The sequence below is a fragment of the Prevotella sp. ICM33 genome (genome assembly GCF_000517825.1).
GTDB classification, from domain to species: Bacteria; Bacteroidota; Bacteroidia; order Bacteroidales; family Bacteroidaceae; genus Prevotella; species Prevotella melaninogenica.
In genome coordinates this window covers 1-26,734 of the sequence record NZ_JACD01000069.1, presented here as the reverse complement: position 1 = coordinate 26,734, position 26,734 = coordinate 1, and the positions used below count along the sequence as shown (strand labels likewise).

Below are 26,734 nucleotides of genomic sequence, written 5' to 3'. Positions count from 1 at the left end.
GAACTCTTTCTTTACTGCTTTAAGTAACTTGCCAGGTGGCTTGTTTTGTAAAGCGAGTGCAAAGGTATACAGAATTTCCTCTCCCACCAAATGTTTTGAAGAAAAACTTTCAAAAAATTGCATTTTTCTTCTTTATACCACATTTTAAAGCACCAAATTAAGCACTACACATTATATAATATAAAGACATGCTTAAAAAGAAAACAAATCTATCTACTGCTTATCACGTTCACGAATTTCCACACGTCGAATCTTTCCAGAGATTGTTTTCGGTAACGCATCAACAAATTCTATGATACGTGGATACTTGTAGGGAGCTGTCACACGCTTCACATGATTTTGCAATTCCTTCACAAATGCATCATCTGCCTTACCCTTCCAATCATTGGCAAGAACAACAGTTGCCTTTACAATCATACCACGTATCTCATCCGGCACACCCGTTACTGCACACTCAACAACTGCAGGATGAGTCATCAGTGCACTCTCTACCTCAAACGGCCCAATACGATAACCCGAACTCTTTATAACATCATCAGCACGACCTACAAACCAATAATATCCTTCTTCATCACGCCATGCCAAATCACCAGTATGATAAAGATTATCATGCCAAACTTTCTCAGTCAATTCTGGGTCACGATAATATCCCTTAAAGAGTCCTATCGCCTTCCCAGCACTGGTATCTATACAGATTTCACCCTTTTCACCATCTTCACACGGAGAGCCGTCCGACTTCAATAACTTAACATCATACTGCGGATTCGGTTTACCCATACTGCCTGGCTTAGGTTTAACCCAAGGGAAAGTTCCCAAAGTCATTGTCGTTTCCGTTTGTCCAAAACCTTCCATCATCTTGACTCCCACAAGCTCATAAAACTTCTGGAAGACAACTGGTTCAAGGGCTTCTCCAGCCGTAGTGCAATACTTCAGCGCAGAAAGATCATACTGCGAGAAATCCTCTTGCAACATAAAACGGTAGATCGTTGGAGGTGCGCAGAACGAAGTAATACGATATTTCTCCATCATCCGCATAATCTTCTCTGCCGAAAATTTCTCATGATCATATACGAAGACCGTTGCCCCCGCAAACCATTGTCCATAAAGTTTACCCCACACAGCCTTACCCCATCCCGTGTCAGCCACAGTTAGATGGATACTATCCTCATCAAGGTTATGCCAGAAAACACCTGTTACTAAATGTCCTAACGCATAGAGATGATCATGCGCCACCATCTTCGGTTCACCGCTGGTACCACTTGTGAAATACATCAACATCGTATCTTCATTTACATTCACTTCCTCTGGACGCACAAAGGCTGGCGCTTTCTCCCATTCAGCAAACCAATCATGAAATCCCTCTGCTACAGGGCAGCCCTTCTGTGCCAATGAGTTAACAGCAACAAGAACCTCTACCGTTGGACTCTCGGACATAGCCTCTCGAACCTGCGTAGTCACATATTCATCATTGACACATATTATAGCTTTTACAGACGCACGCTGATTACGATAAACGATATCACTTGCTGTCAACATATGGGTCGCAGGGATTGCCACAGCCCCAATCTTACACAGAGCCATCATCGAAACCCACCATTGATAATGGCGTTTCAATATCAGCATAACCTTGTCTCCACGTCGAATACCAAGACTAAGGAAGTAAGCTGCTGCCTGGTCGGTTTGCTCTTTAAACTCGGCATACGTTGCCCTCAACTCCTCTCCACGTTCACTGGTCCACAGCAAAGCTAACTTATCTGGTGCAATCTTTGCCCACTCATCCATAACATCGTAAGCAAAGTTAAACGTTTCAGGAACTACGAAATGTAGGTTGTCACGAAAATCTTCCTCTGAAGTAAAATGTGTTTGTGTTAAATATCTTTCTATCATTTTATTCTTTTGAATTAACATTATGCTTTATAGGTTTTCCTATATCACACAAAATAAACATATTAAAAGACTATACCCCTCTCTAAAGTACACGATATACCATCGTCACAATTCCTTTAGAGGTTATGAATAAACTAAACCTAAAATATAATAGCCAAGAAGCGCATTGGTACGTTATCCAAAGCACGCATACAATGAGGTTGATTAGCATCGAAATAAATGCAATCACCTGGTTCTAAAACAAATCGTTTATCCCCTAATCTAAGATCCATACGCCCTTCCCAAACCATATTAAACTCTTGTCCAGGGTGTATATCCATATTTACAGGGGCATCTTCAGGCTTTGGCTCTACCGTCACAAGGAAGGGATCCGCCCTACGACCACTGAATCCGCTTGCTAAACTCTGATATTTATAGGCATACTTACGCTCTACGCTCATACCCTTCCCCCTACGTGTAAGGAAATAAGAACACATGTGTGGCTCCTCACCAAACATCAAAGCATCCAACGCAATACCATACTTTTGAGACAACTTATATAGCCTACTAACCGACAAGTCGCTCTCTCCTGCTTCCATTTTTAGATATTTCTCATCCGTGACACCACAGGTTTCTGCCATTTCTTCTACTGAGATATCCAAAGACTCACGTAAGCCTTTTAATCTTTCGCCTATTAACTTTATCGCTTCTTCCATAATCCTATATACAACTTTATTCTTCGCAAAAGTAAGAAATAAAATCAAATTTACATCGAAAAGTGATAACTTTTCAGTAATTTGCATATTAAATAAACAAAATTATACACACCTATAGGTGAGTTGTGCATATAAATATCAAATTTAGATGGCAATAATTACAAATAACTTATCCTACAAAGAAAAGGAAACATTGGGAATAAAACATACAAAAAACTCGTTTCATAAATCCACTTCTATAGAATTTATAAAACGAGTTTTTTAAAGACTTACACCTTTATATATTAATATCAAAAGTCGATACTTGATGTAAGTACGCACGATTCCTATCCAATCTCAGGAATTACATACGACAATGCCTCTAACACTTGACCACGCGAAGCACCCTCACGAAGCGCAATGAAGATAGTATCATCGCCCGCAATTGAACCTAATATATAATGTGAATCAGAGTTATCAATGTCGTATGCAAGCGCACTGGCATAACCTGGACGTGTCTTAACAATAGCCAACTGCCCCGAGATATTTACCGAGATATACCCACTTCGCTGCATCATCTCCGTTGCTTTACGAGGAGTCGTCACACGACGATACATTGTCTCATTTGGCAGAACATATACATACTTTCCGTTCATAGAAGCAGCCTTTGCCACTTTCAACTGCTTGAGATCACGACTCAATGTTGCCTGAGTCAGTTTGAATCCTTCTTTCTCTAATTCCTTTAATACTTCTTCCTGGGAACTAAGTTCCATACTTGAAATTAACATCTTCAATGCTTCAAGTCTACTGTTTTTTACTTTCATAACTGTATATATATTCTGATTCACTTGCAAAAGTATGCAAATATTTCTATTTATGCAAATAAAAATACAAGAAAATGCAAAATAAGGTATTAATATACCAATTATCATGCATAAAGCATATAAAAATCAGACAAGGGTTTATCTCCAATTAAATATTATAAAATTAATCAAAAATCAACTTTATATTTGTTAGTGTCCAATCTTTCCTTTATATTTGCAATTAAATGGCATAGCATTTGCATAACAAACAAATATAAAACAGTTATGCCACAGAGCCAAAAGTATGGTGGCAATAGAGAACAGATAACAAACAAAGAAAGATTATGAATATGAATTTTGACAATTTCACAAACGTGACAAGTAGCCAAGAGCGCGACTTAGAAATGTCACGTGTATTTCCATCACTCATGCGTAAGGTATATGTATGGATGGCTATGGCACTTGCTATCACTGGCGTTATTGCCTATGGTGCTGGCAATTCTCCTGCCCTCATCCAACTCCTCTATATGGGACGCGGTCCATTACTTGTGGCAGGTTTGGTTGAAGTAGGTATTGTATGGTACCTTTCTTCACGCATTGATAGACTGTCACTCGTTGCTGCAACAATATGGTTCATAGCCTTTGCTGCTCTCAACGGACTGACATTAGGTTGGATTTTCGCTGCCTTTTCTTCAGCAGCCATCGCTAAAACCTTCTTTATTACAGCAGGAACTTTCGGAGCTATGGCTTTGATAGGTTCTACAACAAAGAAGGATTTAACCAAGATGGGCGGTATACTCTTTATGGCACTGATTGGTCTTATCATCGCAGGATTGGTAAACATCTTCTTAAAGAGTACAATGTTCGACTTAATCGTTAGTGGCATCGGTGTTCTTGTCTTCACAGGTCTTACCGCTTGGGATGCACAGAAGATTAAACAAAACTTGCGAATGGCACCAGATGCCGGCGAGGGCGCACAGAAGGTTGCACTTCTTGGTTCATTGAGTCTTTATCTTGACTTTATCAACCTCTTTCTTTATCTCCTCCGTTTCCTCGGAAAAAACCGAAACTAATAAAGGAAAATTCAAACATACAAGGACAATCCAATCGGGTTGTCCTTTTTTATTGATAAATATTTCTACATTCATTGATGAACATTTCTACTTTCATTGATGAAGATTTCTACCGAGTAAGATTTATGAGAATAGTATTACCTCATAGAAGTTAACATCGTTTTTAACCCAAATAACACCCTTTCTAAGTATCTATAGCATAGTATTGAGTACTTCGCACCATTGGTGCTAAGCGCCAACACAATCTGTGTTAAGCCTCAACACAACAACCAAAGATGGTATATCATATTACTTCTTACCGTTATAATTAATAGTAAGAGGGGACATTAAAATACTAATTACTAACAATAGAAAAGGGAAAACAGTCTTGAAAATTTAAAAAATTATATATAAATTTGCAAGTGAAAGTTATCATTAATAAAACAATTTCTTATGAGAAAAAGTATCTACGGCGTATGTATTAGCGCCTTCCTCCTCTTAGGAACCTTGCCAATGAAGGCTCAGTTCAATATTGGCAAAGCTGCAGGAGGTGCCACAAAAGTTCTTAAAGCAGCCACATTAACAGATGCCGACATGGCAAAATACGTAAAAGAGTATGTTGCGTGGATGGATGAGCACAACCATGTTTGTGATGCAAAAAGTCCTTACACAAAACGTCTGAACAGACTCACCCAGGGACTGACATCGGTTGAAGGTATTCCTTTGAACTTTAAAGTATATTATGTTACTGACGTAAACGCTTTCGCTTGCCCAGATGGTAGCGTACGTGTGTTCTCTTCTTTGATGGATGCAATGACTGATGAAGAGCTATTAGGTGTTATCGGACATGAACTTGGACACGTTGCACATAAGGACTCTAAGAAAGGTTTCCGTACCGCATTGCTAACCTCTGCTTTGAAAGATGGAATCGCATCAACCAATGGAGCTGCTGCTGCACTAAGCGAGTCACAGCTCGGTAGCCTTGGAGAGTCACTCCTCAACGCCACCTACTCACAGAAGCAGGAGAGCAAGGCTGATGGTTATGGTTATGAGTTCCTCAAGAAGAATGGTAAGAACCCTTGGGCTATGGCACTTGCATTCGAGCGTCTCAAGAAATTAGAAGAGGATGCTGGCGTCCAAAAAGATAGTAAGTGGCAGCGTATGTTCTCATCACACCCTGATCTCGACAAGCGTATCAAGACTATGAGTAAGCGTGCTGAGAAAGATGGTTTTGCTCGTCCAGAGAATAAGATGCCTGAAAGAATTGTACACGAGGAACCTGTTACAACCAAGCAGACCTCTAACGCTCAGTCTTCTAATAAGAGAACAGTTGGTAGTCGCCCAGCAGCAAAGAAGAATGTTGGTAAGAAGCCTGTTGGCAAACGTCCAGTTGGTAAGCGTCCAGCAACTACTCGCAGAAGATAATAACAAAATCTCGCAAATAATCAGCGAACGAACATAAAAAGAGAGGGTATCAGAAGCCTGTCATAAAGACAATGGCAATTCTGATACCCTCTTTTACTTTTCCGAAAGATTTATTCTGTCAGTTTACTTAAATTGATTCTCAACAATATCACTCAGAACGTTCTTAATATCTAAGCCTGCTGCACGTACCTGCTGTGGAATAAAGCTGGTGACGGTCATACCTGGTGTGGTATTGATTTCAAGCATATTGATAACATCCTTACCATCCTTATCCTTTGAGATAATATAGTCGATACGAATGATACCATTAGCATGCAGAATATCATAGATACGACTTGTCTCAGCTGCAACACGCTTAGCGGTCTCATCTGACATACGAGCAGGTGTAATCTCCTCTACCTGACCATTGTACTTAGCGTTATAGTCAAAGAACTCATTGCTTGTAACAACCTCAGTAGCTGGGAAGACAACCGCCTTATCCTTTGTCTTATAAACACCCTGAGAGATTTCCATACCGTCCATGAAAGCCTCAATCATAACCTCATCGCTCTGCATAAAAGCAACACGAAGAGCTGGTGCAAGCTGGTCAATATTCTTCACCTTTGATACACCAAAGCTACTACCATCAGCCGCTGGCTTCACAAAGCAAGGCATGCCAAGTCGTTTCTCAATCTCAGCCTCATCATATTCTTCACCACGACGAAGTAGAATACTATCGGCAACCTTGATTCCAAAGCCACGCAGATAGTTATTAAGAACATACTTATCAAAGGTCAATGCTTCAACCAACACGCCGCCTGTTGAGTATGGTAGTTGGATAAGATCAAAGTAACCTTGCATCACACCGTTCTCACCAGGCTGACCATGGATTGTAATATAAGCATAATCGAATTCTACACGCTCACCGTTCATGACAAATGAGAAGTCATTCTTATCTATTGGTGCCAAACTACCATCAGGCAATTCTACATTCCAATCGATACCCTTTACATCAACTATATATATATTGTAACGCTCCTTGTCAAAGAAAGAGTATAATCCCTGTCCTGAACGCATAGAAACATCATGTTCTGAAGAATCGCCACCACAGACGATAGCGATTGTACGCTTTGAATCTTTCATTGTGTCTTTTTTATGTTTTATTCCCTTATCTCCCTCACTAAGAGCTATCTTTTAAATGTCTTCGGAGGCTTATGCGGGATATTATTTATTTCTTTTTATTTGAATGTACTACTTTTCCAACAAACCTTAGCACCAATACTCAAGTGCCTTGTCAACTCATTCTCTCGTCAACTCGTTAGCTGATAACCTCGTCAGCTCGTCCATTTACAAAACCTCTCCACTTCTCAATCAGTGCAGAAAGATCAGCAGGCAGTTCACTGGTAAAGTCCATCTGCTCACCTGTAACGGGATGAACAAAGCCTAAGGTTCGTGCATGAAGTGCTTGACGGTTGCAGAGTGCAAGACAATTACGGATAAAAGCCTTGTAAGTACTTGAGCGCTGACCACGCAGAATCTCTGTTCCACCATAACGCTCATCGCCAAACAAAGGGTGCCCAATATGTTTCATGTGTGCACGAATCTGATGGGTGCGCCCTGTCTCAAGGATACATTCGATGAGTGTTGTATAACCGAAACGCTCTATGACACGATAGTGTGTAACTGCAGGCTTACCAACCTCTGAGTCTGGAGGGAATACCGTCATGCGCAATCTGTCTTTCGGATCACGTGCAATGTTCCCTTCGATGCGCCCTTCATCTTCTGTCATGTTTCCCCAAACGATAGCATTATAGCTGCGATGGGTTGTCTTATTGAAGAATTGCTTACCCAATGCAGTTTTTGCATCAGGTGCCTTCGCAATCACCAAGAGCCCACTTGTGTCCTTATCTATTCTATGTACTAATCCCACCTCTGGGTCATTAGGGTCAAAGGAAGGCATATCTTTCAAATGCCAAGCAATAGCATTAATCAGTGTACCATGAAAATTACCTGCTCCTGGATGTACAACAAGACCCGCGGGCTTATTGACAACCATCAGAACGTCGTCTTCATAGACAACATCCAAAGGTATATCCTCAGCTTCGATCGTATTGTCATGCTTCGGACGGTCGAGCATCAAGGTAATAACATCCTCTGGACGCACCTTATAATTACTCTTCACTGGCGCATTATTCACATGGATATAGCCCGCATCGGCAGCCTTCTGAATACGATTACGACTGGAGTGCTGCATTCGTTCAAAGAGGAACTTATCAATACGAACTGGCTCCTGACCTTTATCAACAATGACACGGAAGTGCTCATACAACTCTCCCTCTCCCCCCTCGTTAGACGCAGTGGGAAGGAAGTCGTCGTTAAATTCATCGTCAAATATCGTCTCTTCTTCTGTCATCATTGCACTTTATTCTTTTGGTCTAACCGAAGATGGATCAGCAGGCAAACCCGACTGTGAAGAAGAACCCGAACTACCAGCATTCGTCTTTCCATGTCCATCTTTTATCTCGTTGCCATTCTCGTCAACTGGTACTTCCACATATTCCTCAACCTCATCATATTTAGGAACCTTCTCTACGACTTCTACTTCTTCATATTCAGGCTCCTTCAAACCTGATGTATCAGAAATCTGACGCGTACCATCACCCACCTGCAACACAATCACAGCATCTGACGGAACACGGTCGCCTGCTTGAACATGCTTACCCTTGACTAAGATACCATAAATCCAGTCTTTCTCTCCTGGTATATATTCAGGTTCACCCACCTTAAATCCCATAGAGAGCAACTGTGCTTGTGCTTCTCGAAGTGAGTTATTATCAATAATATCAGGGATTACAAGTGATGGAGCACTTGCCGCATTGATGGTTACATAAACCACGTGAGTAGACTTAATACGCTTACCACCAGCAGGTGACTGCTCAAGAATACAGTCTGGAGGAAGTTCCTTCACATATCCTGTATCCGTCACCTCAATCGTCAGTCCGACCTTACCCATAATATCCACTGCCTCATCATACTGCTTATGAATCACATTTGGCACAACGATAGACTCACCATGGAGCGTGTAGTAGTCAAGTCCAAACCTAACTCCTATACACAGCATCGACACAAGAATAACAATAGCCAGGATATTACCCCAGATATATGTGCTATTAAATTTATGGAAGAATTCTCTTGCTGTCATTCAACTTGTTTATTTTTCTTCTAATTTGTCAACTTGTTAACCTGTTAACCTGTCAACTCCTAATATTAGCATATAACTTGTCAACCAGTCAACTCGTCAACCCGTCAACTAAACATTATACTTGGCAAAGGTAGATAAAAAAACGGAAAGAAGCAAAGAATAGTCTCTACTTCTTTCCGTTTTCGCACTAATTCCCTCTAAGGGAAACAGCGTACTTTTTACTTTCCGTGATGTTCGTCAGAAACAGTTAACTTCTTACGACCCTTGGCACGACGAGCAGCCAATACACGACGGCCGTTTTTTGTTGCCATTCTCTCGCGGAAACCGTGCTTGTTTACACGACGACGGTTGTGCGGCTGAAATGTTCTTTTCATTTTCTTATCCTATTTTATTGTTATTATGCAAATTATAAGAGCAACAGGATAAAACCTGCCATTATGGGCTGCAAAATTACTTAATCTTTTTGAATTAACCAAGAAAACAATGATTTTTACGCCCTTTATTTATGTTTTTTTCCATATTTTCTGTAACTTTGCACCGCATTAGTGAGATATCAACGTATAAAAATAATAAATTAGATATTAACAGATTATGATTAATTCACAGGAAATCAAGATTGGAACATGTATTCGTCTTGATGGTAAAATTTGGACTTGCATCGACTTCCAGCACCGTAAGCCAGGCAAGGGTAACACCGTTATGATCACAAAGTTGAAGAATGTTGCTGACGGCCGTGTGCTTGAGCGTACCTTCCAGGTTGGTTTCAAGCTTGAGGATGTTCGTGTTGAGCGTCGTCCTTATCAGTACCTTTATGAAGATTCAACTGGTTACATCTTCATGAATCAGGAGACTTTCGAGCAGATTCCTATCTCTAAGCACCAGATTACTGGTTCTGACTACATGAAGGAAGGTGACGTTGTAGAAGTTGTTACAGATACTTCTGATGGTACAATCCTCCTCGCTGAGATGCCTGTTAAGACTACTTTGACCATTACACACAGCGAGCCAGGTGTGAAGGGTAACACTGCAACAAACGCAACAAAGCCTGCTACGCTTGAGACTGGTGCTGTTGTTCGCGTTCCTCTCTTCATCAATGAGGGTGAGGTTATCCAGATTGACACTCGCGATGGTAGCTACTTGGGTCGTGTAAACGCCTAAGTCCTGCCTGTCAACAGACAGACTATCATTAAACATTATATAATATAGGATGTGTCAGGTGACTGGCATATCCTATTTTTTTCTTCCTATATATAGAGTGCTAAAGACTTTCTAAAGATAGAGAAGCTATTAAGTATCTTACAAGAATAGTTTTATTTCTTGAGTTCAAGTTATAAATGCAACTTTTAAAGAAAAGGATTAATAGCTGCATAAGTAATATTTTTTTCAGAGAGAAAAGAGAGACAATTCCCTCTGTTCTCTGCTGAATGGATAAATGTTACTATCTTTGTTTTTATTGTCCGTCCAAAGAAATAAAAGTTGTAGATGAGTAAACATATAACCGAAAAGCAAAGGTATGCAATTTCTAAGATGTTGCAAGTTCCGATGAGTAAAAAAGATATAGCTGAAGCTATTGGAGTTGATAGGAGTAATATTTATAGAGAAATAAAACGCAATTGCGATAGTCGTAGTGGAAAATACAACCCTGATCTTGCCCAAAGAAAGGCAGATAAACGTAAGGTTGAAAAGAAGCGAAAGGAGGTATTTACACAAGCTATGAAGAAGCGTGTAAAAAAGCTTCTACGAAAGGACTTGAGCCCAGAGCAGATAGTGGGCAGAAGCCAAGTAGAAAATATAGCTATGGTATCTCACGAAACTATATATTGTTGGATATGGCAAGATAAACGACAAGGTGGGGATCTTCATAAATCTCTTAGAAGGCAAGGACGCAAATATTCAAAGCGTGGTTCTAAAAACGCAGGTAGAGGATTTATTCCGAATAGAGTGGAGATTGATCAGCGACCTTCAATTGTAGAGCAAAAAGAAAGATTTGGTGATTTAGAGATAGATACAATTATTGGAAAGAATCACAAAGGTGCTATTCTAACCATTAATGATAGAGCAACAAGCAGAGTATGGATACGTAAGCTATCAGGGAAAGAAGCCATCCCTGTAGCAAAGATTACAGTATGGGCATTACGAAAAGTAAAAAACTTAATACACACAATAACGGCTGATAATGGAAAAGAATTTGCAAAACACGAGGATATAGCACAAAAATTAGATATTAATTTCTATTTTTGTAAGCCATACCACTCTTGGGAGCGTGGTGCCAATGAAAATACTAACGGTCTTATCAGGCAGTATATCCCAAAGGGTACGGACTTTAGTGAAGTAACCAACAAGCGTATTAAATGGATTGAAAACAATCTAAATAATAGACCTCGTAAAAGACTTGGATACCTCACACCAAACGAAAAATTTAAACAAATTATTAATATGAATTCCGTTGCATTTGGAACTTGAATTCAGCATGAATCCGACACTGTTATAGATATTGGTGCCGGAAAAGGATTTTTGACTGTTCATTTAGTTCGTCAATGCACAAATATAATTGCAATAGAGAATGATAAATCGCTATTGTCCATTCTAAAAAACAAGTTTTCTAACAACACGAATGTCAAAATTATTGATTGTGATTTTAGATGTTACACCATACCAAAAAGAAATTTTAAAGTTGTGTCTAATATCCCTTTCAGAATAACTTCTGAAATTTTAAAATCCTTGATGTTTGATAGTGTTGAGCATTTTATGGGTGGTTCATTGATAATGCAACTTGAACCTGCCCAAAAGTTATTTTCAAAAAAAGTTTTCAATCCATATATTGTGTTTTATCATACTTTTTTTGATTTAAAACTTATGTATGAAATATCTCATGAGAGTTTTTTGCCACCACCAAAAGTCAAGTCAGCACTTTTAAAGATTGAAAGAAAAAAAATGTCAATAAGTTATGAATTGAAAAGAAAATATCTGAATTTTCTCACTTTCTTGTTGCAAAAACCCGATTTGCCAGCCAGAACTGTATTAAAGACAATATTCAGAAAAAGTCAAGTCAGAGTTATTGCTGATAAATATGGAATAAATCTTAATTGTCAAATTGTTAGTTTGGCTGCAAAACAATGGGAATGTTGTTTTTTGGAAATGTTGGAGAGAGTTCCTGAAAAAAACCATCCCTCTTAATTGTTAGTTGATTAGAGTCTGATTCAGTAAAACAAAATTATTTTTTTTACTGAATCAAGATTAACTGTTTAATACACCATTTTAGTCATTAAGTAACTTCTATTTTACTTCCATGTAATATCCACAGGATTGCGTCTCGGAATAGAAGTTATTTTATAACTTGAATATCCAAATAGCATTGGACAAGCCGCTTTACGTTCTTCTGGTATTGATAACAAATCCTTTAATGGTTTATAATTGTCTATAGCCAACTTTACGAATCCAGCCCAACATGTACCGATACCAAAAGCGGGCGCAGCAATATCAAAATGAGTCAAAGCAATAATTGCTTCGGTAGGGTCATCAATTGGCTCAATAGGAACATGTGCAAAAAGTAAATGGGGAGCATTATGGCAAATCAAATCCAAACCACTATCCCAAGTTGAAATTATTGCAGGTACATAATCTGCTAGAGGATGTGATGTGTTTTGAATAGTTCGCATCCAATCAACGGTTAAACTTGCAACACGATTTACCTCTGATGGTTTATGAATAACAATCCATTTTACTGGTTGTCCATTCCCTCCAGATGGAGCATAACGGGCTATATCAATAACTTTAGCAATTAACTCTTTATTAACTGTCTTTGAAGAATAATGTCTCACAGAACGTCGACTTTTTATATACAATGCTATATTCTGTGGTTCAATCTGACTATCCAAAAAAGACGTATTAATTTTTTCGTCAAGAAGGAAATCTAAGGTAAGAGCCTTCTGTGCACAAAAAGACTCACAATGACCACATTTTAAACAATAATCCAATTTTTCTTCAGGTATGGTTGGATAATTTAAGGCTGTCGATTTATCAATGATTCCCATTACACATACAGTTGCGCAAGTATTGCATTTAGAACATGTTTTTCTGTCTATAAGAATTTGTGGCATTTTTGTCTCCTTTAAATTTTATTCATTTTAATTTGCTGTCACTTTTAACATTTCACTCAACCCTACTGTAAACTAATGAGTTAAGTAATAATTTCATGTGATAGCAGTGACAGCAAGATTAGATTTAGCAAAATATCTTACCAAAGAACTTTTCAAAAGGAGGTCTTCTGAAATATAGCATGATAAATTAAACTTATTACATAACAAGGCACACAAAATATGAAGGATAAATGATAATCTCCAATCAAAAACAGCAGAATGAATAAGATAAGCAAAATTCAACACTTTGCATTAGATTGCAATGGAAAACTTCTAAGAATAGAAGAAACCATAGAAAGAAAAGACGAAACTTTTCTCTGTCCACATTGTAAACAAGAGGTCATTGGCAAATATGGTAAAGAAAGACGTTGGCATTTTGCTCACAAGAAGAAAGAATGTGATTATGATAAATATCTACATTCTATAGCTGAAATACAAATAGCAGAATGGTTCAATAAAGAGAAAGAAATCATCTTAGATATGATACAATATGATACTTGTATAAAAAACAAAGAATGTCCTTTATACAACGAGTATGATTGTAAAAAAGAGAAACGTACAGAAAGAAACCTCAAAGACTATTACTCAGAGTGTCTTCTTGAACGCAAGTACGGGAATTTCATTGCAGACCTTCTTTGTAAAAGAAACCATCAAAAAGAAGATAATCCTATATTTATAGAAATCTATGTTTCACATAAATGCACAGAAGAAAAAATAAAGTCAGGTATACGGATAATAGAAATATCCATAGAGAAAGAAGAAGATATTACAAAGATCATAAATAACACAAAACTCAAAGAGGGGGATGGGATAAAATTATATAATTTCAAAAGGGATAGCAAGTACTCAAGCACCTTTAGTGTCCCCGTTCAAAAATATATACTTTTCAAATCAAGAAAAAGTTATGTACAAAAAGATAACTGCAATTGTCAAAATTACAAAGATAGTAGAAAAGGGGTATATGAAATAACTATTAACTACAACGACTGTGTACCCTACTTTATAAATTCTGGAGGTTTTTATAATATTGGCATTACGAAAGCATACCAAGCAGGCTTAATAAAAAAAGACTGCCACATTTGCAAATGGCAAAAGGAAGACACTTTTGGAAAAGCTTTATGCGTACTATATAAAAAATATAATACTCCAAAATACTGTGAAGATAATGATGCACACAAATGCATAAACTTTAAAGAAAACAAGGAATTTATACAATTCGCAGCTAAAGATTTTGAAGACTACAAACAATCAAATGGTTATGATATATGGGTAAACAAAGATTTAACAGAGAGAATATAACAAAACACCCTTCAAATAAATGTATAGAAAATAGTTCTTATACCAACTCTCTTTTATTCAAGACATCTTTACAAATTGAACAAAGAACTGTGCAAATCTCTATCAAGGGTTAATTCACATTATTAACATGTTATCATAACAAATGTTTTTTCGATAGCAGTAAGACAACGAACACGTATTATTTTCATGAACAAAAAGAATTATTTTCACGACAAGAAATATTTTTCTTCATGAAAAGAAATATTTTTTTTCATGAAAATAATTCGTATCTTACCTGTTAATCATATCAAAATACCCACTAAGCTGCAACACAATAAGGCTAAATTTTCTATACAAATAACGTCCCATTCCATGTTATTACTAATCTTTTGTTCTTCTGTTACTTTGTCTCAACACATCCCCTACCCCCCTGTTACCCTGTCTTAAGATTACCCTGTCTCCCCCACCATATCAAATTTCTTAATTCAAAATTCACGTATATGCTACTTTTGCATTACCTTTGCGGATATGGAAAATATGAACCTTGGGGCAGACGTGAAGCCCGTTAACTATACTATCAACGTAAGGGGACAGCTCCTCGACTTGAGTCATCCGCTCGTTATGGGTATCATGAACGTGACACCAGACTCTTTCTTTGCCGGCAGTCGGGTACAGACAGAGGAGGCTATTCGCCAACGTGCGCATGAGATTGTGGCTGAAGGGGCAAAGATTATTGACGTTGGAGCTTGCTCCACTCGTCCCGACAGTGACCCTGTCAGTGCCGAAGAGGAGATGAATCGATTAGCTTTTGCCCTCCCTATCATCCGAGAAGCAGAGCCAGAAGCCATCATCTCTATTGATACCTTTCATGCTTCAATAGCTCGCCGCACCGTTGAAGAGTTTGGAGCCGACATCATCAACGATGTTGAAGAAGGTAAAGACCCAGAGATGTTCCCTACTGTCGCCGAATTAGGTACACCTTATATATTAATGTCTACGGCAGCCAATCTACACGATATGCTCATCAACTTCTCACGTGAAGTACAAGAGTTGCGTGCCTTAGGACAGAAAGATATTATCCTCGACCCAGGCTTTGGCTTTGGCAAAGGAGCAGTAGACGGAAATTACACTTTGTTGAGTGTGATGGAACGACTGCAGATAATGGAACTTCCCCTACTCGTTGGCATCAGCCGCAAGCGTATGATTCATCAGCTTTTGGGCATAACAGCAAATGAAAGTCTTAATGGTACAACGGTCCTGAACACTATCGCCCTCATGAAAGGAGCCAACATCCTCCGTGTTCACGACGTTCGTCCAGCTGTTGAAGCGGTGAAAATCGTTGAAGCAATGCGCCAAAAAGCTGAGCAATAAGCGTTATTTAACACATTAATTATCAACCAATAGATAACCCATACTTCACCCAATATTAGCATACCGACTCAACTTACTATCAGAAGTCGCGATTATGAAACAGGGAGTTGCTTTACTATTATGTTTTTCCCATTTGGAATAAAAGATGTAATCGACATCGTGCTGGTAGCACTGATGCTCTACTATATTTACCGATTGATGAAGGAGTCACGCTCACTGAACATCTTTATCGGTATTATGGTATTCGTTATCGTGTGGCTCATTGTGAGTCAAGTGTTGGAGATGCGCCTCTTAGGTAGTATCATGGACAAACTCGTTTCGGTGGGAGTCATCGGTCTGATTATCCTCTTCCAAGAAGACATACGCCACTTCCTTTATAGTCTTGGTGCACACAGAAAGATAAACAACCTTATGAAGTTGTTCACCAAGAGGGGGGGTAAAGAAGAAGTTGACAAGGAAACCATCATGCCTATCGTTATGGCTTGTATGAGCATGAGTCGTGGAAAGGTAGGTGCACTGATTGTTATTGAGCGTGGTGTGAAGTTAGAAGACATTGTGGAGACAGGCGACTTGATTGATGCTCGTATTGATCAACGTCTCATTGAAAACATCTTCTTTAAGAATTCTCCACTCCATGACGGTGCGATGGTTATCTCTAAACGTCGTATCAAGGCTGCAGGTTGTATTCTTCCAGTGAGCCACAAGCAAGATATTCCAAAGGAACTTGGTTTGCGACACCGTGCTGCAATGGGTATCTCTCAAGACTCTGATGCCTTGGCTGTCATCGTATCAGAGGAAACAGGCCGTATCAGCGTTGCCCTACGTGGCGAGTTCCAACTCCGCCTTTCTGCCGAACAATTGGAAAGTATCTTGACGAAAGAGATTGTAACAGCGTAAGGGGTGATGGGTGTTGGGTGTTAGGTGTTGATGATGATGAATACCTATAAAGGATGATAAGTGTTGGGTGTTAGGTGTTGATGAATACCACTAAGGGGTATAAAATTTGGGTATTAATGTATAGTCATAAGCTTGCTATCCATTAACACCCAATTTATTTACCTACATGTTCCCTCAGATGCGCCAAACTTTAACACATCATCAACACCTAACACTTAACACCCAACACCTAATATAGTATTCATCAACACCCAACACTTAACAACCAACAACCATCACCCAACACCCATTTAACCAACATGTTCCCTCAGATGCGCCAAACTTTAACACATCATCAACACCTAACATTCAACACCCAACACCTAATTCAGCATTAAATTCATCTCAAGGTTATCATTCTTAAAGATGTAATCAGCTAACTCAGTGATTGTTAATGAATGGGTATCAGGCAAAGGATGATTGGTTCTGACTACGTGTCCATGCTTAATTTCGAAGTAGATATTATTCATTGGGATATCCGAATCATTATACACACGAATGTTTTCCGTATGCTCTGGATGGCGATTTGCAAAGAGTTGCAAAGCCTTTTCAGCATTGATAATACGAATCATTCCAGGGATATCCTTCGTTTCTACACAAGCATCTGGCTCAATAGACTGTGATATTCGACAATCTTCTTTGATAATATCAAAACCGTCTTCATCATGTAAAAGTACACAATCCTTTGCACGTTGCCACCTATCGAAGGTTGAAAAGTCCATATTTTCAACATCAGCAGGAGGCAGTGTACAAGTAATGTTACGTGTATAACCACAACGACTATACCAATCGTAAAGCCATTCCTCAGCAGGTATCAACGATGCAAAGACAACATCCTTATGGTAAAGACGGAAGTGAGCCTGCGACATGAGATTGTTACCCATATTCTGCTTACGGTATTCTTCTCGTACACTCACACCACTAATATAAGCCGTATGCACCTCTTCATTATAATATTTCATTGTATAAGGGAGGGCCTGAAGGGCAGCTACTGTATGTTGATTGACCTGACAGATAATATTATATTCAGGTTTAAAGACACGTGAGAAATAGAGTTGAATAAAGGGTTCTGCGTCATGGAAGGTGTCACGCCACAAAGCGATGGTCTCCTCTTTAATCTGTTCTTGTGTTTCCTCCTGCGCCAAAGGATATTTCTCCATGACAACACTCTTTTCTAAAAGAATGTCTGGTTTATAGGAAAGCTTCGCATAACGGAGTCCTTCTATTCCAAGGTCTTCCTCACGATTCATATATTCATACTGCTCTGGAAGATGCTGTGCAAACTCCTGATTGATAATAGAAAAGGCTCCTTCATAGGCAGTATCAGCCTTTTCCACACAAACATCGAACACCTTATCCGTGATAGGACAGCCGAAAGTAAAAGCTATCAACTTCCCATCAACCCATATCGTACCACCAAGGGCACCAATCTCATCCCACAAATCGAAGACACGTGTCATAGAACGAAGTTCTTCAGAGAGTTCTTCCGTATCTTCGTTATCCTCCTTTGTGACAGCCCTCCAGTTCTCTTCTACAGCGATACACTCGGGTATCATCTCCTTTGTAAGCGGACGATACTCATAGTTAGGATAGCTCTTACGGAACTTATTACAATGATTTCGTTTGCCTTGAAGTTTCTTACCAGACAATGTTGCCAACTTTTCACGGGTGTAGATGTAATCAAAATGGTCGCGATCGGGCTTTATAAAGAAAGTGTCTGGGAAAGTTTCCTCCAAAACACTAACCATATAAGAACAAACACCCAACATCAAGAAGGGATGACCCAAGGTGATTGCATCATCTCGCATCTGCCTGATAACAGCTGCAAAACGCTCACGCATAGACTCATCCCACTTACATTTCCACACTGGAGCCATATAGGCAAGATGATGTCCTGTATAAAAACGGAACACTAAAAAGCCGTCAACCTCAGCTATTTGCGTATTATATAAGAAACGCCATGAAATAATATTCGCAAAGCTTAAATCGCAATTCATGCGATCACCACATAGCGTATAGCTTTGTATTAATTCACGGTCGGTTGTCTTTACATCATGAAATTTTATCATAACATTATCTGCTTTGTTTATAATACAAAGATATACAGAAAACTCAAAACTCCCAAAGAGTAGGCTGTTTTTGTTGCTATCCAATAGCACTTCATTTGCATATTCGGGTAGTACAAGCCTTTCCTAACAACAAATTGCCCTCAGACTAATAATATTTTACAAGCCATTTAACCCTCAGCACGATTGGTGTTTACCATGAGCACCACATGTGCGAAGCATCAGCACCATATGTGCGGAACGACAACACATCGCTAAAAAATACGAAGAAAAAGACATCTTTGCCCCTATTATATATAGAAGATACTCACAACGAAAGTAGATGAAAAATGATTGCCAACCTGTATAAACCTGTTTTATAGGAGAAAACGATAATTATGTTTGGAATTACAACTTTCTTTTGCTATCTTTGCATAGCAAAAACAGAATTTATAATAATTACATTTTAAAAGACATATATGGACTTATTAGAGCAAATCGTTGCACGTGCTAAAGCCGATAAGCAGCGTATCGTGCTCCCCGAGGCAGAAGAGGAGCGTACCCTTAGGGCAGCTGACAGAGTGTTAGCTGATGACATCGCCAATCTGATCCTCATTGGAAACCCAGCCAACATCCATAAGCTTGCCGAAGAATGGGGGCTTAAGAACATTGACAAGGCTACCATTGTTGACCCAGAGAATAACCCACAGAGCGAAGAATATGCCGAGAAATTGGCTGAATTACGCCAAAAGAAAGGTATGACCTTAGAGCAAGCTCGCGAACTGGTTACCAAGAACAATCTTTACCTTGGTTGCATGATTATTAAGACAGGAGGTGCTGACGGACAGATTTCTGGCGCCCTCTCTACAACTGGTGACACGCTTCGTCCTGCTTTGCAGATTATTAAGTGTGCACCAGGTATCAGCTGTGTGAGTGGTGCTATGCTGATTCTTACACATGAAAAGCAGTATGGTGAGAACGGTATTGTCGTTATGGGCGACGTTGCTGTTACTCCAAACCCAACTGCTGACCAATTGGCACAGATTGCATATACCACTGCAGAGACAGCAAAGAGTGTTGCTGGCTTCCAAAATCCATACGTAGCTATGCTGAGTTTCTCAACAAAGGGCTCTGCACAAGATGCTAAGGACCGTGAGACTGGTAAGAGTGTTTATATCATTGATAAGGTAGTTGAGGCTGCAAAGATTGCCAAGGAGAAGTTCCCTGAACTGAAGGTTGATGGCGAGTTGCAAGCTGATGCAGCTTTGGTTCCAGCCGTTGCAGCAAAGAAGGCACCAGGTTCTAACATCGCAGGTAAGGCAAACGTACTTGTTGTTCCTAACCTTGAAGTTGGTAACATCGGCTACAAACTGGTTGAACGCCTTGGTGGTGCGAAGGCTATTGGCCCAATCCTCCAGGGTATTGCACGTCCAGTAAACGATCTTTCTCGTGGTTGTTGTGTTGATGATATCTATTATATGGTAGCTATCACAGCCTGCCAAGCACAGGATTCTAAGAAATAAAAGTAGAATTGGAAACGATGATTTAGGGGTTTTGAGAGCGTTTTAGGAATCTGCAAAGAGGAATAAGACGCTTATAAAACAACCCCTATAGCATCCTTCTAAAATAATAATTCTTTATATGAAGATATTAGTTTTAAACTGCGGTAGTAGTTCCATTAAGTACAAACTGTACGATATGGCAGATGAGTCTGTATTGGCTCAGGGTGGTGTTGAGCGTATCGGACTCGATGAAGCATTCATCAAGGTGAAACTTGATAATGGTGAGAAGAAGCAGATTATGGCTGACCTTCCAACCCACAAGGAGGGTGTAGCACTCGTATTCAAGGTGCTTCTCGACCCAGAGTTTGGCGCACTTAAGAGCCTTGATGAGATTGATGCCGTTGGTCATCGTGTCGTACAGGGTGGCGACCTCTTTGAGAAGAGCTGCATCGTAACCAAGGAAGTAGAGGCAGGTATTGAGAGTCTTATCGACCTTGCACCTGTTCACAACGCTGGTCACTTGCGCGGTTTACGTGCTGTTGATGCTTTAATGCCTCACACTCCACAGGTAGTTGTATTCGACAATGCTTTCCACAGCACAATGCCAGACTACGCTTACCTCTACGCAGTACCTTACGATCTCTACAAGAAGTACCATGTTCGCCGCTATGGTTTCCACGGTACGAGTCATCGCTACGTATCACATCGTGTTTGCGAGATGCTTGGTGTTGACATTAAGACACAGAAGATTATCACTTGTCACATTGGTAATGGTGCCTCTATCGCAGCTATCAAGGGTGGTAAGGTTATCGACACTTCAATGGGCTTGACTCCATTGGCAGGTTTGATGATGGGCTCTCGTTCTGGTGATATCGACCCTTCAGCAGTTACCTATCTGATGGAGAAGCTCGGAAAGAAGCCACAGGAGATGGCAGACTTCCTTAACAAGGAGTCTGGTGTACTTGGTATTACAGGTATCAGCTCTGATATGCGCGACATTGAGAACGCTGACAACGCTGGTGATAAGATGGCTCATTTAGCATTGCAGATGTACACTTATCGTATTAAGAAGTACATTGGTGCTTATGCTGCAGCAATGAATGGTGTTGATATCATCGTTTGGACAGCTGGCGTTGGTGAGAATCAGACTGGTCTTCGTTGGGATGCTTGCCAGGACATGGAGTATCTTGGTATTAAACTTGACAAAGAACGCAATATGTGTCGTGGTGAGGAAAAGATTCTCTCTACCGATGACTCAAAGGTTAAAGTTGTACTTGTTCCTACCGATGAGGAGATTGTCATTGCACGTGACACGCAGGAACTCGTTAAAGACTTGAAGAAGTAACAAAGATAATTATAGGCGTTATAGGCGATTTTATGTTCTCATAAAAAACCTATTAACGCCTATAATTGTATTCTGACACGAATAAACAACGATAAAACTCCATAAAAAGCGAAAGGTAGTTGTCTCACGACAACTACCTTTCTTTTGACTAAACTTAATCTACAAACCTGAGTTTTAATTTTATATTATGAATGTCTTAAATCAAATTTTAGGGCTAAAGCCACTATCATCTTATCTTGGTAATGAATCATTATCCATTCCTCTTAAAGACAATGCAAAGTTACACTTTTGTTTCGTAACCTCCAAATTCTTTTGCGTAATTTTGCTTTTTATACTCAAAAAATCCCGTTTTGTCCTTACAAATAGGATATTTTTACTTTTCTTAAGGCTTGCTTTCACCTTCAACATACTCTTCGAGGAACATATGTTCACCATCGAAAACAGCGTAAGTAAACTGCCATATCCAGTCACCAAGAATCAATAGACGAGCTTTCCGCGACAAGGTGAGATCGAGTTCAATATGTCGATGCCCGTAAATATAATAGTCTATATCTTTATGTGTGGACATATACTCCTTCGTGTATTGCACAAGATACTCCTTGTCTTCTCCCAAATAGGGAACTTCCTTCCCATCCTTACGCTTCAATCTACTCCTTTTAGCCCAATTCAAACCTAACTGCATTCCCCACCAAGGGTGAAAAAAGTTGAGTAATCGTTGGCAGAAACGATTATGAAAAACCTTACGCAGAAAACGAAACATTGGGTCGGGGTCACCTAACCCATCCCCATGTGCAAGATAAAACACCTTATCGTATATCTCAGTTGTTATCGGTTTACGGTGAAGGATAACGCCACACTCCTTTTCTAAATAGCCATAAGTCCAGAGGTCATGATTACCAGTAAAGAAATGAACTTCCACCCCCATATCCGTTAATTCTGATATCTTACCAAGGAAACGAGTAAAACCTTTAGGAACAACATACTTATATTCATTCCAAAAGTCGAACATATCGCCCAGCAAATAGACTGCCGCAGCCTTATGCTTAATGCTATCCAAGAAGCGTACAAGGCGGCGTTCATGTGTGCGACGGTGCTCTATAGCGAGCGAACCGAGGTGTGCATCGGAAAGGAAATAGATATTCTTCATGTCACTGGGTAATGGGTGAAGGGTGGTAAGGGGTGATGATTACTCCCTATATTCTGAGGCAATGCCTCAGAAGTAGGGACAGAATGGCAGAGACAAGGCTGCTAATTTGACAGAGGCTTAGCTACCTTATTGAAAAGGAGGACGGAAACGACCTTACTCGAAGCCTAATTCAACGCGTGCCTCTTCAGTCATCATGCTCTGATCCCATACTGGCTCAAAGACAAGGTTGATGTTAGCTGTCTTGACACCTTCTACACTTTCCACCTTTGTACGTACGTCTTCAAGGATGAAATCTGCAGCAGGGCATGATGGAGAGGTAAAGGTCATATCCATATCAAGATTGCCCTCGTCATCTACATCAATCTTGTAAATCATACCAAGATCATAGATATTTACAGGTATCTCTGGGTCGTAAACGGTCTTCAACACGTCAACGATTCTTTCTTCTATCTTTGTTTTCTCTTCTATTGTCATAATTAGTGATTCTTTTAATGAATTATTCTTTTATCAAAGACAGGCACAGCAAACACTATAAAAACTTGCTTTCGAATAGTCAAGCGTAACCTATCTTCTGCAAAGATAGTAATTAAAAACTATAATTACAATAATTCATTGCAGAAAGGTTACGTTCTTTAGTGTGATTGCATACAGAAAGTAGTATATTTGCAGTGCATAAATTAATAATAGAAAGATGAACAGTCTCGAGGAAGAAGTGCGACAGTTGCTGCACGAAGGTAAGAAGGTTGAAGCAGTACTATTGATTCATAAAAGCAAAGGATGTACATTATTAGAAGCAAAGAAGTATATTGACAAGCTCAACAGTGGTGACTGTAGTTGGAAAAATCCCCACAACAACCGCGGTTGGAATATCGAATATAAAGACGGAAAGCCTGAACATATTACTTATAAAGATAACACTGGAATACATACAGCTACACCTGGCAGTCCCGAATGGACAGCTATCCTAATGGAGGCTACACAGACAGGCAATAGAAAGTCCAGCCATACAGAGTCTGGCAATAAGAAAAACCTGTTGCAAAGAATCTTTAATAACAAAGTGTCGGGGGGGGTCATTTGCCTTGAATTAGTATGTATTTTATTGTTAGCCATCCTTTATATTTACCCCAGCTATTTTGGACTTCATACCAGAGAAGGCTATTGGGGCTTATTCTTGCATATCATCTTGCTTCTAAGTCTTGTATGGATAATATGCATTTTCTATCGTGACATGCGTAAGAAAGAACAACGATGGTATTACCGTTTATTCTCTTTTGTAATAGCAACAGGTACTACTTTTGTGGTTGTTATATTGGTACATGATCTGACATTAGACCTTATAGAACATGATGTGAGAAGTTACGAAGGGACATTCTCACTGAGAGTATATACTCATTATAAGAGGTCTAATGACTATACCATCACATGGGAAGGTGACACTTTGTCTTCTGATAGACAACATAATATTAGCTATGCTCATTTTAAAAAGCTGGAACAATACCGTACAGTACGTGTTACTTATTGGCGGCACACGGGTCTTGTGTGGAGCATAGAGCCTTTAGAAAAGAAGTGAAAGGCTGAATTAATTCCCTCTTATGATACAGAAGATGCTATTTAGTACTCAACACCATTGGTGCGGAGCATCAACACAACACGTGCGGAGCATCAGCACCATATGTGCGGAATAACAAAACATAGCCTTTTCAGAGCCTTTTCAGCTATAACTTTCCCTCCTCACGATATGAGAAATACCCTCCATCGGTGAGTATTACATGGTCTGCAAAATGAATATGCAGCAATTCGCAAGCCTTATGAATATGCGATGTCAGTATATCATCATCCCTACTTGGGTTCGTACTACCACTGGGGTGATTATGACAAAACGCCAAAACAGTAGTGTTCTTTAGCAGCACTTCCTTCATCATCAGACGAAGATCGACAGGTGCCATAGTAAGTCCACCCACCGAAATGCGCTTGGCTTCGATGAGTCGGAAGTTCTGTTTCATCATTAAAACCCAGCCTTCTTCGATATCAAGGTCTTGTATCGTCGTGTGCATAAACTGGTAGATATTCTCAGCACTATTGAGTATTGGTGCCTCTTCCACTGTCGCCTTCTGCCGTCTTTTACCTAATTCACAAGCAGCAAGAATAGTGATTGCCTTTGCCGAACCGATACCCTTGTATTGCTCTAAGTCGCGAATAGAAAGTTTCCCAAGTGTTTTCAGATTATTATTACAGTCATTGAGAATACGCTTCATTAGGTCTACCGCACTCTCTTTTGGTGTGCCAGAACCAATCAGAATAGCCAGTAATTCAGCATCACTGAGTGCGGCAGCACCCAGTCTTTCAAGTTTTTCGCGTGGGCGGTCAGCCTCAGCCCAGTGAGAAATAGATAGTTTATCCATAGTAAAGAAGTGGCCCCTCCCCCAAAGGGAGGGGAGTGATTACCACTATTGTTTGTTATTTAGAATGTAGATTTGGTTTTGTAGATAGCTTTTAAATTATGAATTCTGAATTACTTATAGAAGTTTTTCTCATATGCGGCGAACTCATCCATGCCACATACGCAGCGTTTCCACCATGCACTGATGAAGCCACAACCGTAGCCGGTAAGCTGAATGAAGGCTGCTTCTATACTGAGAAGACCAATGTTAAGGCTATTGTTTTGCATAGTTGAATCCACACAGATAATGACACTGTATAGCACCAGTGGCATTAAACCCATCATGATAAAGACACTTCCAAAGACATTAATGATTGGGAATAACTGCAAGAAAAGCCCAAAGAGAATCATCAGAATCAATAAAGCCGTTCCAACAGTGAATACCATCGGTAAGAGATGGACAAGTTTCAGCGACTCAGGGTACTTCTTATAGAGGTTGATTCGCGCGATACCAGAGTTGTAAACCTGCTTCCAGAACTTGCGGAAGTCCGTACGACGCTTGTGCCAAACCCATGCTTCAGGGAACAGTCGGCAACGCTTTCCTGCCTTAAAGATACGAATCGAGAAGTCGATATCCTCTCCAAAACGCATCTTTGAGAAACCTCCCAACTCCTGATAGACATCACGACGGATACCCATATTAAATGAACGAGGATAGAACTTGTCAAGTTTCTTTTTACCACCACGTATTCCTCCCGTCGTAAAGAACGAAGTCATTGAATAAGAAATAGCCTTCTGTGTATCGGTGAAAGACTCATGTGCACAGTCAGGTCCACCAAAAGCGTCGGCTGGCTCACGTTTTAGCTCTTCACTCACAGCACGAATATAACCCTTCGGAAGTACAACATCGGAGTCGAGAATGAGCAGATACTCACCCTTTGCACGCTCAGCACCATAGTTACGGCTCTGCCCAGGACCCGAATTTTCTTTGCTATAATAATGCAGGTCGAGCTTGTCAGCGTACTTATCGCACACCTCCTTACACGGAATCTGTGAGCCGTCTTCAACGATAACGACCTCAAAATCCTTCTCCTCCTGGCTAAGCAGGCTCTCCAATAGTTCTTCAACCTCATCTGGACGATTGAAAACAGGAACAATGATGCTGTACTTCATAATGTTGCAAAGATAACACTTTGTTCGTGAATGACAAGTAATTTGATAGATTATTCTCTCAAAATAACATTCTTTCTCTCTGCCCTTTACATGTATGAAATAGCAAAGCACATCTAAACACACCAATAGATCTGGGTCTTCCGTTAAATACGTAGATTGTTAATAGAATAAGATTAATCCACAGACATGGTATGATTAGCTCCCATTAAATGGTTTTAGAATGGGGGATAAACTACGTGACAAATATAATTAGATATGATCTTCACCTGCCTTCTACAACAACTTACTCCTTCATTAGCTGAGGTTTGTAAATTATTTTCCTACGGTTCAAAACCTATACATGCTCTTTTGGCTTCTTAAAGACGCCCTTTTGGCTTGCAAAAGGTGCCCTTTAAG

General features: G+C 39.8%; 23 protein-coding genes and 1 pseudogene. 11 read left to right on the top strand and 13 right to left on the bottom strand.

Translation table 11 applies throughout. From position 1 onward, the window contains the following. Positions 1-213: 213 nt before the first annotated feature. The 3 genes from HMPREF1505_RS07865 to HMPREF1505_RS07855 all read right to left on the bottom strand — a co-directional run bounded on the left by HMPREF1505_RS07865 (position 214) and on the right by HMPREF1505_RS07855 (position 3,385). Positions 214-1,887, bottom strand: a complete 1,674-nt coding sequence (locus HMPREF1505_RS07865; protein WP_036924364.1) for an AMP-binding protein — start codon at positions 1,885-1,887, stop codon at positions 214-216. Between the two features lie 140 nt (positions 1,888-2,027). Continuing rightward, complete coding sequence (locus HMPREF1505_RS07860; protein ID WP_013264432.1) at positions 2,028-2,582, bottom strand: helix-turn-helix domain-containing protein; 555 nt, start codon at positions 2,580-2,582, stop codon at positions 2,028-2,030. A gap of 326 nt (positions 2,583-2,908) precedes the next feature. After that, positions 2,909-3,385 carry an arginine repressor gene (locus tag HMPREF1505_RS07855; RefSeq protein WP_036924371.1) on the bottom strand — a complete coding sequence of 159 codons (477 nt, stop codon included), beginning with the start codon at positions 3,383-3,385 and terminating at the stop codon, positions 2,909-2,911. 323 nt (positions 3,386-3,708) lie between these two features. Between HMPREF1505_RS07855 and HMPREF1505_RS07850 the strand changes: the two genes are divergently transcribed. Next, the gene (locus tag HMPREF1505_RS07850; RefSeq protein ID WP_081722946.1) at positions 3,709-4,437 is read left to right on the top strand and encodes a Bax inhibitor-1/YccA family protein; all 729 of its coding nucleotides are present in this window, start codon (positions 3,709-3,711) and stop codon (positions 4,435-4,437) included. A 432-nt stretch (positions 4,438-4,869) separates the two neighbouring features. Further along, entirely contained in the window at positions 4,870-5,841 is a 972-nt protein-coding gene (locus tag HMPREF1505_RS07845) for a M48 family metallopeptidase (RefSeq protein ID WP_036924363.1), read from the top strand. Between the two features lie 123 nt (positions 5,842-5,964). On the opposite strand, the gene HMPREF1505_RS07840 is transcribed toward HMPREF1505_RS07845, so the two are convergent. From HMPREF1505_RS07840 to rpmH, 4 genes are all read right to left on the bottom strand, one after another. Continuing rightward, the gene (locus HMPREF1505_RS07840) at positions 5,965-6,963 is read right to left on the bottom strand and encodes a D-alanine--D-alanine ligase (protein WP_036866309.1); all 999 of its coding nucleotides are present in this window, start codon (positions 6,961-6,963) and stop codon (positions 5,965-5,967) included. Between the two features lie 175 nt (positions 6,964-7,138). Then, positions 7,139-8,236 carry an RluA family pseudouridine synthase gene (locus HMPREF1505_RS07835; protein WP_036924361.1) on the bottom strand — a complete coding sequence of 366 codons (1,098 nt, stop codon included), beginning with the start codon at positions 8,234-8,236 and terminating at the stop codon, positions 7,139-7,141. Positions 8,237-8,242: 6 nt separating this feature from the next. Further along, positions 8,243-9,022: a PASTA domain-containing protein gene (locus HMPREF1505_RS07830; protein ID WP_036924358.1), complete on the bottom strand. Its 780-nt coding sequence runs from the start codon at positions 9,020-9,022 to the stop codon at positions 8,243-8,245. A gap of 218 nt (positions 9,023-9,240) precedes the next feature. Then, complete coding sequence (rpmH, locus tag HMPREF1505_RS07825) at positions 9,241-9,396, bottom strand: 50S ribosomal protein L34 (protein ID WP_004361653.1); 156 nt, start codon at positions 9,394-9,396, stop codon at positions 9,241-9,243. A gap of 217 nt (positions 9,397-9,613) precedes the next feature. Here rpmH and efp point away from each other — a divergent pair, with 217 nt between their 5' ends. The 3 genes and pseudogenes from efp to HMPREF1505_RS07810 form a co-directional block, all read left to right on the top strand. Next, positions 9,614-10,180 carry an elongation factor P gene (gene efp / locus HMPREF1505_RS07820; RefSeq protein ID WP_004361650.1) on the top strand — a complete coding sequence of 189 codons (567 nt, stop codon included), beginning with the start codon at positions 9,614-9,616 and terminating at the stop codon, positions 10,178-10,180. A 324-nt stretch (positions 10,181-10,504) separates the two neighbouring features. After that, positions 10,505-11,485, top strand: coding sequence for an IS30 family transposase (locus HMPREF1505_RS07815; RefSeq protein ID WP_004343809.1), 981 nt, complete (start codon positions 10,505-10,507; stop codon positions 11,483-11,485). Positions 11,486-11,500: 15 nt separating this feature from the next. After that, positions 11,501-12,199: pseudogene (locus tag HMPREF1505_RS07810) on the top strand (rRNA adenine N-6-methyltransferase family protein); the annotation flags it as partial. Positions 12,200-12,303: 104 nt separating this feature from the next. On the opposite strand, the gene HMPREF1505_RS07805 reads toward HMPREF1505_RS07810, so the two are convergent. Beyond that, a complete protein-coding gene (locus tag HMPREF1505_RS07805) occupies positions 12,304-13,056 on the bottom strand; it encodes a nitroreductase family protein (RefSeq protein ID WP_225883635.1) in 753 nt (250 codons plus the stop codon). A gap of 324 nt (positions 13,057-13,380) precedes the next feature. Between HMPREF1505_RS07805 and HMPREF1505_RS07800 the strand changes: the two genes are divergently transcribed. The 3 genes from HMPREF1505_RS07800 (at position 13,381) to cdaA (ending at position 16,707) form a co-directional block, all read left to right on the top strand. Next, positions 13,381-14,460 (top strand): competence protein CoiA family protein, encoded by a 1,080-nt coding sequence (locus tag HMPREF1505_RS07800; protein ID WP_036924353.1) that lies wholly within the window; start codon positions 13,381-13,383, stop codon positions 14,458-14,460. 507 nt (positions 14,461-14,967) lie between these two features. Next, a complete protein-coding gene (folP, locus tag HMPREF1505_RS07795) occupies positions 14,968-15,810 on the top strand; it encodes a dihydropteroate synthase (protein ID WP_036924350.1) in 843 nt (280 codons plus the stop codon). 120 nt (positions 15,811-15,930) lie between these two features. Continuing rightward, entirely contained in the window at positions 15,931-16,707 is a 777-nt protein-coding gene (gene cdaA, locus HMPREF1505_RS07790; RefSeq protein ID WP_036924348.1) for a diadenylate cyclase CdaA, read from the top strand. Between the two features lie 362 nt (positions 16,708-17,069). Here cdaA and HMPREF1505_RS07785 read toward each other — a convergent pair whose 3' ends face one another. Continuing rightward, positions 17,070-18,815: a GNAT family N-acetyltransferase gene (locus tag HMPREF1505_RS07785; RefSeq protein ID WP_036924345.1), complete on the bottom strand. Its 1,746-nt coding sequence runs from the start codon at positions 18,813-18,815 to the stop codon at positions 17,070-17,072. Positions 18,816-19,270: 455 nt separating this feature from the next. On the opposite strand from HMPREF1505_RS07785, the gene pta reads away from it, so the two are divergent. Beyond that, complete coding sequence (gene pta, locus HMPREF1505_RS07780; RefSeq protein WP_036924343.1) at positions 19,271-20,314, top strand: phosphate acetyltransferase; 1,044 nt, start codon at positions 19,271-19,273, stop codon at positions 20,312-20,314. Between the two features lie 118 nt (positions 20,315-20,432). Then, positions 20,433-21,638 carry an acetate kinase gene (locus HMPREF1505_RS07775; RefSeq protein WP_036924340.1) on the top strand — a complete coding sequence of 402 codons (1,206 nt, stop codon included), beginning with the start codon at positions 20,433-20,435 and terminating at the stop codon, positions 21,636-21,638. Between the two features lie 382 nt (positions 21,639-22,020). Here the strand turns inward: HMPREF1505_RS07775 and HMPREF1505_RS07770 are convergent, their stop codons facing one another. Further along, positions 22,021-22,785, bottom strand: coding sequence for a UDP-2,3-diacylglucosamine diphosphatase (locus tag HMPREF1505_RS07770; protein ID WP_004361641.1), 765 nt, complete (start codon positions 22,783-22,785; stop codon positions 22,021-22,023). Positions 22,786-22,938: 153 nt separating this feature from the next. After that, entirely contained in the window at positions 22,939-23,259 is a 321-nt protein-coding gene (locus tag HMPREF1505_RS07765) for a metal-sulfur cluster assembly factor (RefSeq protein WP_004361640.1), read from the bottom strand. A gap of 217 nt (positions 23,260-23,476) precedes the next feature. On the opposite strand from HMPREF1505_RS07765, the gene HMPREF1505_RS07760 reads away from it, so the two are divergent. Then, entirely contained in the window at positions 23,477-24,355 is an 879-nt protein-coding gene (locus HMPREF1505_RS07760; protein WP_081722945.1) for a hypothetical protein, read from the top strand. A gap of 145 nt (positions 24,356-24,500) precedes the next feature. Here HMPREF1505_RS07760 and radC read toward each other — a convergent pair whose 3' ends face one another. Together radC and HMPREF1505_RS07750 are read right to left on the bottom strand one after the other, a co-directional pair. Next, positions 24,501-25,187: a DNA repair protein RadC gene (gene radC, locus HMPREF1505_RS07755; protein ID WP_036924337.1), complete on the bottom strand. Its 687-nt coding sequence runs from the start codon at positions 25,185-25,187 to the stop codon at positions 24,501-24,503. Positions 25,188-25,297: 110 nt separating this feature from the next. Then, positions 25,298-26,338, bottom strand: a complete 1,041-nt coding sequence (locus HMPREF1505_RS07750; protein WP_013264672.1) for a glycosyltransferase family 2 protein — start codon at positions 26,336-26,338, stop codon at positions 25,298-25,300. Positions 26,339-26,734 lie beyond the last annotated feature (396 nt).

Excerpts from the sequence above, each read along its gene's own strand:
- HMPREF1505_RS07855 (WP_036924371.1), bottom strand. The coding sequence starts at position 3,385 with ATGAAAGTAAAAAACAGTAGACTTGAAGCATTGAAGATGTTAATTTCA.
- HMPREF1505_RS07750 (WP_013264672.1), bottom strand. The coding sequence starts at position 26,338 with ATGAAGTACAGCATCATTGTTCCTGTTTTCAATCGTCCAGATGAGGTT.
- HMPREF1505_RS07835 (WP_036924361.1), bottom strand. The coding sequence starts at position 8,236 with ATGATGACAGAAGAAGAGACGATATTTGACGATGAATTTAACGACGAC.
- radC (WP_036924337.1), bottom strand. The coding sequence starts at position 25,187 with ATGGATAAACTATCTATTTCTCACTGGGCTGAGGCTGACCGCCCACGC.
- HMPREF1505_RS07770 (WP_004361641.1), bottom strand. The coding sequence starts at position 22,785 with ATGAAGAATATCTATTTCCTTTCCGATGCACACCTCGGTTCGCTCGCT.
- HMPREF1505_RS07800 (WP_036924353.1), top strand. The coding sequence starts at position 13,381 with ATGAATAAGATAAGCAAAATTCAACACTTTGCATTAGATTGCAATGGA.
- HMPREF1505_RS07765 (WP_004361640.1), bottom strand. The coding sequence starts at position 23,259 with ATGACAATAGAAGAGAAAACAAAGATAGAAGAAAGAATCGTTGACGTG.
- HMPREF1505_RS07830 (WP_036924358.1), bottom strand. The coding sequence starts at position 9,022 with ATGACAGCAAGAGAATTCTTCCATAAATTTAATAGCACATATATCTGG.
- cdaA (WP_036924348.1), top strand. The coding sequence starts at position 15,931 with ATGTTTTTCCCATTTGGAATAAAAGATGTAATCGACATCGTGCTGGTA.
- HMPREF1505_RS07865 (WP_036924364.1), bottom strand. The coding sequence starts at position 1,887 with ATGATAGAAAGATATTTAACACAAACACATTTTACTTCAGAGGAAGAT.
- folP (WP_036924350.1), top strand. The coding sequence starts at position 14,968 with ATGGAAAATATGAACCTTGGGGCAGACGTGAAGCCCGTTAACTATACT.
- pta (WP_036924343.1), top strand. The coding sequence starts at position 19,271 with ATGGACTTATTAGAGCAAATCGTTGCACGTGCTAAAGCCGATAAGCAG.
- HMPREF1505_RS07805 (WP_225883635.1), bottom strand. The coding sequence starts at position 13,056 with ATGGGAATCATTGATAAATCGACAGCCTTAAATTATCCAACCATACCT.
- efp (WP_004361650.1), top strand. The coding sequence starts at position 9,614 with ATGATTAATTCACAGGAAATCAAGATTGGAACATGTATTCGTCTTGAT.
- HMPREF1505_RS07760 (WP_081722945.1), top strand. The coding sequence starts at position 23,477 with ATGAACAGTCTCGAGGAAGAAGTGCGACAGTTGCTGCACGAAGGTAAG.
- HMPREF1505_RS07845 (WP_036924363.1), top strand. The coding sequence starts at position 4,870 with ATGAGAAAAAGTATCTACGGCGTATGTATTAGCGCCTTCCTCCTCTTA.
- HMPREF1505_RS07775 (WP_036924340.1), top strand. The coding sequence starts at position 20,433 with ATGAAGATATTAGTTTTAAACTGCGGTAGTAGTTCCATTAAGTACAAA.
- HMPREF1505_RS07785 (WP_036924345.1), bottom strand. The coding sequence starts at position 18,815 with ATGATAAAATTTCATGATGTAAAGACAACCGACCGTGAATTAATACAA.
- HMPREF1505_RS07840 (WP_036866309.1), bottom strand. The coding sequence starts at position 6,963 with ATGAAAGATTCAAAGCGTACAATCGCTATCGTCTGTGGTGGCGATTCT.
- HMPREF1505_RS07850 (WP_081722946.1), top strand. The coding sequence starts at position 3,709 with ATGAATATGAATTTTGACAATTTCACAAACGTGACAAGTAGCCAAGAG.
- HMPREF1505_RS07860 (WP_013264432.1), bottom strand. The coding sequence starts at position 2,582 with ATGGAAGAAGCGATAAAGTTAATAGGCGAAAGATTAAAAGGCTTACGT.
- rpmH (WP_004361653.1), bottom strand. The coding sequence starts at position 9,396 with ATGAAAAGAACATTTCAGCCGCACAACCGTCGTCGTGTAAACAAGCAC.
- HMPREF1505_RS07815 (WP_004343809.1), top strand. The coding sequence starts at position 10,505 with ATGAGTAAACATATAACCGAAAAGCAAAGGTATGCAATTTCTAAGATG.